We start from the raw sequence: 7,801 nt of genomic DNA, 5'->3' as shown, positions 1-7,801 counted from the left end.
CGGGCCCGGTTGGTGACGAGCCGGCGTCGTGCGCGTCCCTAAGATTGAGAAATGACCGCCTCGCTTGTCGCCAAGGATCTTTCCGGCGGCCATGCCCATCGAACCCTGTTTGCCAACCTCAACCTGACCGTTGCTCCGGGGGACGTGATTGGCGTGGTCGGGGCAAACGGCGCAGGCAAATCCACGCTGCTCCGGCTGCTGGCCGGAGTGGACACTCCTCTGGCCGGGACCGTGGCCGCGGCCCCCACCGATGCCTTCATTGGCTGGCTCCCCCAGGAACATGAGCGCGTTGCGGGCGAGACCATTGCCAGCTACATCGGCAGGCGAACCGGTGCGGTGGCCGCAACCAACGCAATGGAATCGGCCGCCGAGGCGCTGACCTCCGGGAGCAAAGAGGCAGGCGACCATTACGCCGTAGCACTGGATCGCTGGATGGCCAGCGGCGCCCCGGACCTCGAGGACCGGGTTCCAGCGGTGCTCGCGGAGCTGGGACTGCACACAAGTGCGGACAGTCTGATGACGGGGCTGTCGGGTGGACAGGCTGCCCGCGTAGCCCTTGCCGCGCTGCTCCTGAGCCGCTTCGACATTGTGCTGCTCGATGAGCCCACCAATGATCTGGATCTCGCAGGCCTCGCACGGCTGGAGGATTTTGTGCGCGGCCTGCGCGGCGGCGTCGTTCTGGTTTCGCATGACCGCGAGTTCCTTGCCCGCTGTATCACCACGGTGGTGGAACTGGACCTGGCGCAGAAGAAGACAAGCGTCTACGACGGCGGCTATGACGCCTTCCTCGAAGAGCGTGCCGTCGCCAAACGCCATGCCCGCGAGGCGTATGAAGAGTTTGCCGACAAGAAATCGGACCTGGTCTCACGCGCGCGCACCCAGCGTGAATGGAGCTCGCAGGGCGTCCGCAATGCGATGAAAAAGAGTCCCGACAATGACAAGATCCGCCGGCGGGCAAGCATGGAGTCCTCCGAGAAGCAGGCCCAGAAGGTCCGTCAGATGGAGTCCCGGATTGCCCGGCTGGATGAGGTTGAGGAGCCGCGGAAGGAATGGCAGCTTCAGTTCAGCATCGGCACGGCTGCGCGTTCCAGCGCGGTTGTTGCCACGCTGAACCAGGCCTCCGTCCGGCTCGGCAGGTTCACGCTGGGGCCGGTGTCTCTGCAGGTCAACGCCGGGGAGCGCATCGGCATCACCGGGCCAAATGGTGCGGGCAAATCAACCCTGCTGAAGCTGCTGCTGGGTGATTTAGTGCCTGACGACGGCGCCGCCAGCCTGGGTGCCAGCGTCGCCGTTGGCGAGATAGACCAGGCACGCCGACGGTTTGACGAGTCGGAACCGCTGGGCGATGCCTTCGAATCTTTGGTGCCGTCATTGAACCGCGGCGAAGTCCGGACGCTTCTGGCCAAGTTCGGTCTCAAGGCTGACCAGGTTTCCGGATGCGTTGGCTCGCTCTCCCCCGGCGAGCGCACCCGTGCGGCCCTCGCCCTGCTGCAGGCACGCGGTGTGAACCTGTTGGTCCTTGACGAACCGACCAACCACCTGGACCTGCCCGCGATCGAGCAGCTTGAGGAGGCGCTTGAAAGTTACGACGGCGCTCTGCTGCTGGTGTCACACGACCGGCGGTTGCTCGAAAACGTGAGGCTGGATTTCCGGTGGGAGGTCAACGGCGGACAGGTTACTGTGCGTTAGTCTGCTTTCTCCTGCGCGTGCCGTTCGTCAGCATCGACTCTCCCCAACTGGACGCTTTGAGCACGTTTTTGCTTCTGAGAAGGTCCGTTTGGGGAGAGTCGATGAGTACGACGACGCCACGCCGCCTTGCGCGCGTACGGTCGTCGTTTCGGGACCCGGCGGCAGCGGAGAGGAGCCGCGCGAGTTCGGTGGGTTTGCTGAGCATGGGCCAGTGTCCAGAGTCGATATCGACGAACTCGAGGTTCTTCGCTTTGGCGAGTTCCGGCAGTTCCCCGCTGTCGATCCATTCCTGAGCCTCGACCGGACTGAACTCAGGGCACACCAGCACCACCGGAGTGTTGAACCGCCGCTCGTCCTGATAACGCACCACACCCTTGGTCACACCTTCGGGAACGGGGATTGCAGCCGACTCAAACCGGCCCTTGGCCTCTTCATCAAGATCGGCGGAGTCCGGTCCCTCGAACGGGCCCCAGCCGGGGAAGGGCATGGCTCCGTTCTGTGCCTCAAAAAAGTCGGCATAGGGCTGGCCATCTGCCGAAGGAAAACCACCAATGAGGGCTACCTTTGCCACCTTCCCGGGGCGTGCATCAGCGGCCAGCCAGGCCAGGGTGCAGGCGGCGGAATGCCCCACCACCATAGGCCTCTCTGACGCTGATTCCACGGCATCAAGCACGGCGGCAACCTGTTCATCGAGCGTGGCGGTCTTGGCTCCGTCACCTTGACCAGGGAGAGTGAGCGGCACCGGGCGATGGCCAAGAGCGTCCAACTCTTGGGCGACGCGGTCCCAGGCCGAGCCGTCGAGCCACAGCCCGGCAATGAGCAGGATGTCCCTAATCAGTTCTCCTCTTCCTCTGCGGTCAAATCACGTTCAGCGTAGAGCCGGTGCTGGCTCAACGTCACCCCCCCCCACACTCGGCCGGCCACCCCTCCTGCCTCTGCGTGAACTGATCCCGCTCGGCATGGGTGGCACAATTGCCCCATGCCCGCCATCCTGCTCACACTGGATTCCGACCAGCCGAAAGACGGCATCGCGAGCTACCTTGACGCGCAAGCAGCCATTGACCGGACAGGATTTTTCCGCAGCCGCTGGCTCGTGAACGGTGAGGTCGCCGCAGGTAGCGACGCCTGGCTCCTGGTTAATGGAGTCCATGGCGGAGGGCTGACGGGTCACGGCTCGGTCACCTCCGCTACCAACAATGACAAAGCGGTACTTGTTGACGTCGGCGCATTGCGTACCCGCGGCGAGCACATCCCCTTCGCGGAGCTGACCAATCGAATGCCCGGAGTGCTATGGAACCCGTACCCGGCGACGGGAACACACCTTGCAGAGGCCGAGGCGGCGGCCCTGCGCGACCTGTGGTCTGAGTATGTGGGTCCAGTAGCTGAAGATCCCACTAGTCCGGCACCCGGGTCCCTGCCCCAAGAGGCCATCAGGCGGGTAGGGGTGAACAGGTATGAACGGGACCCGCAGGCACGCCGGGAGTGCATTGCACACCACGGAACATCCTGCGCGGCCTGCGGTTTCTCGTTTGGGACAGCGTACGGCGCCCTTGGCCGGGAATTCATCCAAGTGCACCATATAGTTCCCCCGTCACAGCTTGGCGCCGGGTACCAACTGGATGCCCTCACCGATCTGGTCCCGCTCTGCCCAAACTGCCACGCGATGGCTCACCTCCGCACACCCGATCCGTACACGGCAGCCGAACTGCGGAGAATCATTGCGGCTGCAGGGCATGTTGATGGGTCAATCGTGAGTGACGAGGAGTTGGCGGCACAGGAAGCGGCGGCCCGGATCCTGGAGGCCGGAAGCCGTGACGCGCACTCGACCTGAGCACCGCCGTCGTCGTACTGGTGACCGCGCCCGTGCAGGGAACACACAGGCGACGCAGGGTGGGCGTCCAGAGTGAGGGACTAGCGTCGCACACTTATTGTCATCGAGGCAGGAGACTGTGTGTTGAAGAAGAAGTGGTTAGTGAGTCTTGCCCTCGCCGGGGCCGTGTCCGTAATGACCGCGTGCGGCACACCGAGCGACGAAGGCAGCCCGGAATCGCAGCAGACGGCACCTGCTGAAGGGAGCACGGCGGAGGGTGAGGCACCCGCAATGCCGGAGCCCGATCTCGAGGGAATCCCAGACGTGGTGGCAAGTGTCAACGGAACCGACATCCTCAAGGAGGAGTACACCACCATCTACGAGGGGCAGTTCCAGCAATCAGCTATGCAGTCGCAGATGTCCGGTCAGGAAGTTGATCAGGATCAGCTGAAAACCCAGGTTGTTGAGAACATGATCGGTACCGAGCTGCTCATACAGGAAGCCGGAAACCGTGGCATCGAGGCGTCCGAGGAAGCCAAAACCGAAACCTTGAACGGACTCGCGGAGTCCAATCAGCTTGGTTCACCCGAGGAGTTCATCGCCAAAATGGGCGAGCAGGGCATGGACGAAAAGGAAGTCAACGCCCAGCTTGAAACCCAGGTTCAGCTGGATCAGCTCATCGCTGAAGAAACCGGCGAGGTGAAGCCCACTGAGGAAGAACTCAAGGCAGCCTATGAGGAAGCCAAAACCCAGCAGGAGCAAATGGGCGAGGCTGGCGGCGAAGCTCCCGAGGTTCCACCGTTCGAGGAGCTGCGGCCGCAGCTCGAAGAGCAGTTCAAGGCGCAGAAGGAATCCGAGGTCACTGAGGCGCTGGTGACGAGCCTGCGTGAAAAGGCAGACGTAACGATCAACCTCTAAAATACTCGGTGATCGACCAAAGTCCGCCAGGCCCGCGTGGGAGATCCGCGCGGGCCTGGCCAGGCCTCCACACACTCGCCAGAGCGAGTTTGGTCGACTCCCGGATTCAGCCCGCGATCAGGTCATTGATCACGATTGTCTGGTCCCGGTCGGGCCCCACACCGATTGCTGAGAACCTTGTTCCGGACATCTTCTCGAGCGCGCGCACGTAGGTCTGTGCGTTCCCCGGGAGATCGGCAATTGTCCGCGCACCGGTGATGTCCTCGGTCCATCCATCGAAGTACTCGAAGATGGGTTTGGCATGGTGGAACTCGGTTTGGGTCATCGGCATTTCATCGTGCCTGATGCCGTCGACGTCGTACGCCACACAAACCGGAATCCGCTCGATGCCGGTCAGCACATCCAGCTTGGTGACAAAGTAGTCCGTGAACCCGTTCACTCTTGCCGCATGGCGCGCCAGAACGGCGTCGTACCATCCACACCGCCGCGGGCGCCCGGTGTTCACACCAAACTCTCCACCCTTTTTCTGCAGGTAAAGCCCCATGTCATCGAACAGTTCCGTGGGGAACGGGCCGGCGCCAACCCGCGTGGTGTACGCCTTGATAATGCCAACGGCGCGGCTGATGCGGGTAGGGCCGATGCCCGAGCCAACGGATGCTCCGCCGGCAGTAGGGTTCGACGACGTCACAAACGGGTAAGTACCGTGGTCCACATCCAGGAACGTGGCCTGCCCGCCTTCCATCAGGACCACTTTCCCGGCGTCGAGCGCTTCATTGAGCACGTAGGTGGCATCGATGACCAGCGGGCGCAGGCGGTCGGCGAAGGAGAGGAAGTATTCGATGACCTCCTCAACCTCGACGTCGCGGCGGTTGTAGACCTTGACCAGCAGTTCGTTCTTCTGCTTGAGGGATCCCTCGACCTTTTGACGGAGGATCGATTCGTCAAAGACGTCTTGAACCCGGATTCCCAGCCGCGCGACCTTGTCCATATAGGCCGGTCCAATGCCCCTGCCGGTGGTGCCAATGGCGCGCTTCCCCAGGAACCGCTCGGTGACCTTGTCCAGCACCTGGTGGTACGGGGCAACCAGGTGGGCGTTGGCCGACACGCGAAGCTTGGAGGTATCCGCCCCGCGCGCAATAAGTCCGTCAATCTCTTCAAACAACGCTTCCAGGTTGATGACGCAGCCGTTGCCGATGATCGGAATGGCGTTGGGGCTCAAAATTCCGGCCGGAAGGAGCTTGAGCTCATACTTCTCACCGCCGACGACGACGGTGTGGCCGGCGTTGTTGCCGCCGTTTGGTTTGACCACATAATCCACGCGCCCGCCGAGCAGGTCCGTGGCTTTGCCTTTTCCTTCATCGCCCCACTGGGCTCCGACAATAACTATCGCTGGCATGGGATCCTCCCCCATCGTTTCGACAGCACCGTGCGCCTCACTGGCTGCGCAGGTACCGCCGGGAGTGCATGAGAATGCCCCAAGACTCTGTAAGAGGGTCTGGGGCTCTTACCACCCAAGTTTAGCGGACATCACAGTTCACCTGCGGACCTATAGCCCTTTGGGGTCCCACGCAGCCGATCGCCTGCACTGGCGTCTTCTCCGCGCCGATAGTAGCGTGCGACTCATGACACCTTCGAGGCTGGGAACAGCGCCAGTGGCGCGCATCGGCATTTCCGGCTGGAGATACGTTCCCTGGCGAAATTCGTTTTATCCCAAAGGGCTCGTCCAGGATAAGGAATTGGAGTACGCGTCCAACTGCTTGAACACCATCGAACTCAACGGGACCTTCTATTCACTGCAGAAACCAGAGAGTTTTATCCGGTGGCGGGACACTGTGCCGGAAGATTTTGTGTTTTCCATCAAAGGCCCCAGATACATCACGCACATGCTCAAACTGCGGAACGCTGAAACGGCGCTAGCCAATTTTTTTGCTTCCGGAGTCCTTTCGCTCGGCCCGAAACTCGGCCCCATCCTGTGGCAACTGCCGGCTACGAGTAAGTTTGATCGCGCGGCACTGGATGCTTTCCTCACCCAACTGCCAAGAACGACGACGACGGCAGCGGGCCTCGCGGCCGGCCACGAGGCCCGTATGAAGGACAGCACATGGTTTAAGGTCACCGAGGATCGCCCCATTCGCTACGCGCTCGAAGTGCGCAACATCAGCTACGACAATGCGGAGGCCTTCGAATTGCTGCGCCGGCACATGGTCTCACTGGTTGTTGCCGACTCAGCCGAAAAGTGGCCGCAGTTCCGCGAGGTGACGGGGGACGTGGTCTACGTGCGCCTCCATGGCAGTGAGGAGCTTTACGCGAGAGGCTACACCGATGCCCAGCTGGACGAGTGGGCAGAGACAATTCACGGCTGGCTCTCGGGGGCTTTGTGTCCAGATGGCAGGGGTCGCGACGTGCAGCTGCACTTCGACAATGACATCAAGGTCCACGCACCCTTCAACGCAATGGCACTGGCGGAGCGGCTGCGTTAGGTTGACCCGCACGGTTTCCCCGGCGTTCATTTTCTCTTCCGGCACCAGTTCCTGCGCCGGTTTTCCACCGGATCCGACGTTTGGATCTTAGACTGGGAAAATGGACAGCAGGGATGTCGATACGGGACTTGTGGCGGGAAGTGCTGCTGAAGCGGAAAGGATGCCCGGCGATGTGGCATCCTTTGTGATCCTTGGCGGGCGGTACAAGCTTGGCACGCCCATCGGTCAGGGCGGGATGGCATCGGTGTATCAGGCGCGCGACGAGGTGCTCGGCAGAGAGGTGGCGGTCAAGCTTTTCCGTGCCGGCGTAATAGGAGACGACGAGACCGACCGGCAGCAAAGCGAAGCCAGAGTCCTGGCCGGGCTGAGCCACCGCAACCTTGTCACGGTCTTTGACGTCGGCACAGATACCGCAACGCTCCATCCTCAGACCTACCTGGTCATGGAACTGGTCCAAGGCGAGGACCTGCACCGTGCCAGATACAATGCATCACTCACCGAAGAAGAGACGGCGGCCATGGGCGCCGGAGTGGCCGATGCCCTTGCTTATATTCACGGCCGTGACATAGTCCACCGCGATGTGAAGCCTGCCAATATCCTCCTCGGTGGGCGCGGGGACGTACAGCGGGCGCGGAACCCCAAACTCACGGATTTCGGTATTGCCCGGCTGATGGACGGTGCACGGTTGACCGCCACGGGACAGTCCATCGGCACTGCGGCGTACCTGAGCCCCGAACAGGCTGAGGGAATTTCCGTAACTCCAGCCAGCGACGTCTACTCTCTGGGGCTCGTATTGCTGGAATGCCTCACCGGGGACGCCGCCTTTCCGGGTCCCGCAGCGGCGTCTGCAGCGGCACGGTTGTATCGCGGCCCGCCGATTCCTGCAGCTCTGAGTAACGGCTGG

Annotated in this window: 7 protein-coding genes; 5 read left to right on the top strand and 2 right to left on the bottom strand. The window is 62.2% G+C overall.

All coding sequences use genetic code 11. The features are described from left to right. Window positions 1-51: 51 nt before the first annotated feature. Window positions 52-1,689, top strand: coding sequence for a ribosomal protection-like ABC-F family protein (gene abc-f, locus Y708_RS0107000; RefSeq protein ID WP_028279370.1), 1,638 nt, complete (start codon window positions 52-54; stop codon window positions 1,687-1,689). On the opposite strand, the gene Y708_RS23505 is transcribed toward abc-f, so the two are convergent. Then, complete coding sequence (locus Y708_RS23505) at window positions 1,676-2,506, bottom strand: alpha/beta fold hydrolase (RefSeq protein WP_275451104.1); 831 nt, start codon at window positions 2,504-2,506, stop codon at window positions 1,676-1,678. The two genes, abc-f and Y708_RS23505, sit on opposite strands and share 14 nt — an antisense overlap. Before the next feature lie 162 nt (window positions 2,507-2,668). Here Y708_RS23505 and Y708_RS23500 point away from each other — a divergent pair, with 162 nt between their 5' ends. Together Y708_RS23500 and Y708_RS0106985 are read left to right on the top strand one after the other, a co-directional pair. Further along, a complete protein-coding gene (locus Y708_RS23500) occupies window positions 2,669-3,520 on the top strand; it encodes an HNH endonuclease (protein WP_035775597.1) in 852 nt (283 codons plus the stop codon). Window positions 3,521-3,640: 120 nt separating this feature from the next. After that, window positions 3,641-4,417 carry a SurA N-terminal domain-containing protein gene (locus Y708_RS0106985; protein ID WP_216699751.1) on the top strand — a complete coding sequence of 259 codons (777 nt, stop codon included), beginning with the start codon at window positions 3,641-3,643 and terminating at the stop codon, window positions 4,415-4,417. A gap of 106 nt (window positions 4,418-4,523) precedes the next feature. On the opposite strand, the gene Y708_RS0106980 is transcribed toward Y708_RS0106985, so the two are convergent. Then, entirely contained in the window at window positions 4,524-5,813 is a 1,290-nt protein-coding gene (locus Y708_RS0106980; protein ID WP_028279368.1) for an adenylosuccinate synthase, read from the bottom strand. A gap of 226 nt (window positions 5,814-6,039) precedes the next feature. Here Y708_RS0106980 and Y708_RS0106975 point away from each other — a divergent pair, with 226 nt between their 5' ends. Continuing rightward, complete coding sequence (locus Y708_RS0106975) at window positions 6,040-6,897, top strand: DUF72 domain-containing protein (RefSeq protein WP_035775596.1); 858 nt, start codon at window positions 6,040-6,042, stop codon at window positions 6,895-6,897. Window positions 6,898-6,997: 100 nt separating this feature from the next. After that, window positions 6,998-7,801, top strand: an 804-nt coding sequence (locus tag Y708_RS29715; protein ID WP_162150450.1) for a serine/threonine-protein kinase, incomplete at its 3' end; no start/stop codon positions are given.

Origin of the sequence: Arthrobacter sp. H5 (genome assembly GCF_000520595.1) — a bacterium.
GTDB lineage: Bacteria > Actinomycetota > Actinomycetes > Actinomycetales > Micrococcaceae > Arthrobacter_D.
Note: the sequence above shows the minus strand (reverse complement) of the source record. Positions and strands in the feature narration are given on the sequence as shown.

Coding starts and splice junctions, on each gene's coding strand:
- abc-f (WP_028279370.1), top strand. CDS start 52: ATGACCGCCTCGCTTGTCGCCAAGGATCTTTCCGGCGGCCATGCCCAT.
- Y708_RS23500 (WP_035775597.1), top strand. CDS start 2,669: ATGCCCGCCATCCTGCTCACACTGGATTCCGACCAGCCGAAAGACGGC.
- Y708_RS0106980 (WP_028279368.1), bottom strand. CDS start 5,813: ATGCCAGCGATAGTTATTGTCGGAGCCCAGTGGGGCGATGAAGGAAAA.
- Y708_RS0106975 (WP_035775596.1), top strand. CDS start 6,040: ATGACACCTTCGAGGCTGGGAACAGCGCCAGTGGCGCGCATCGGCATT.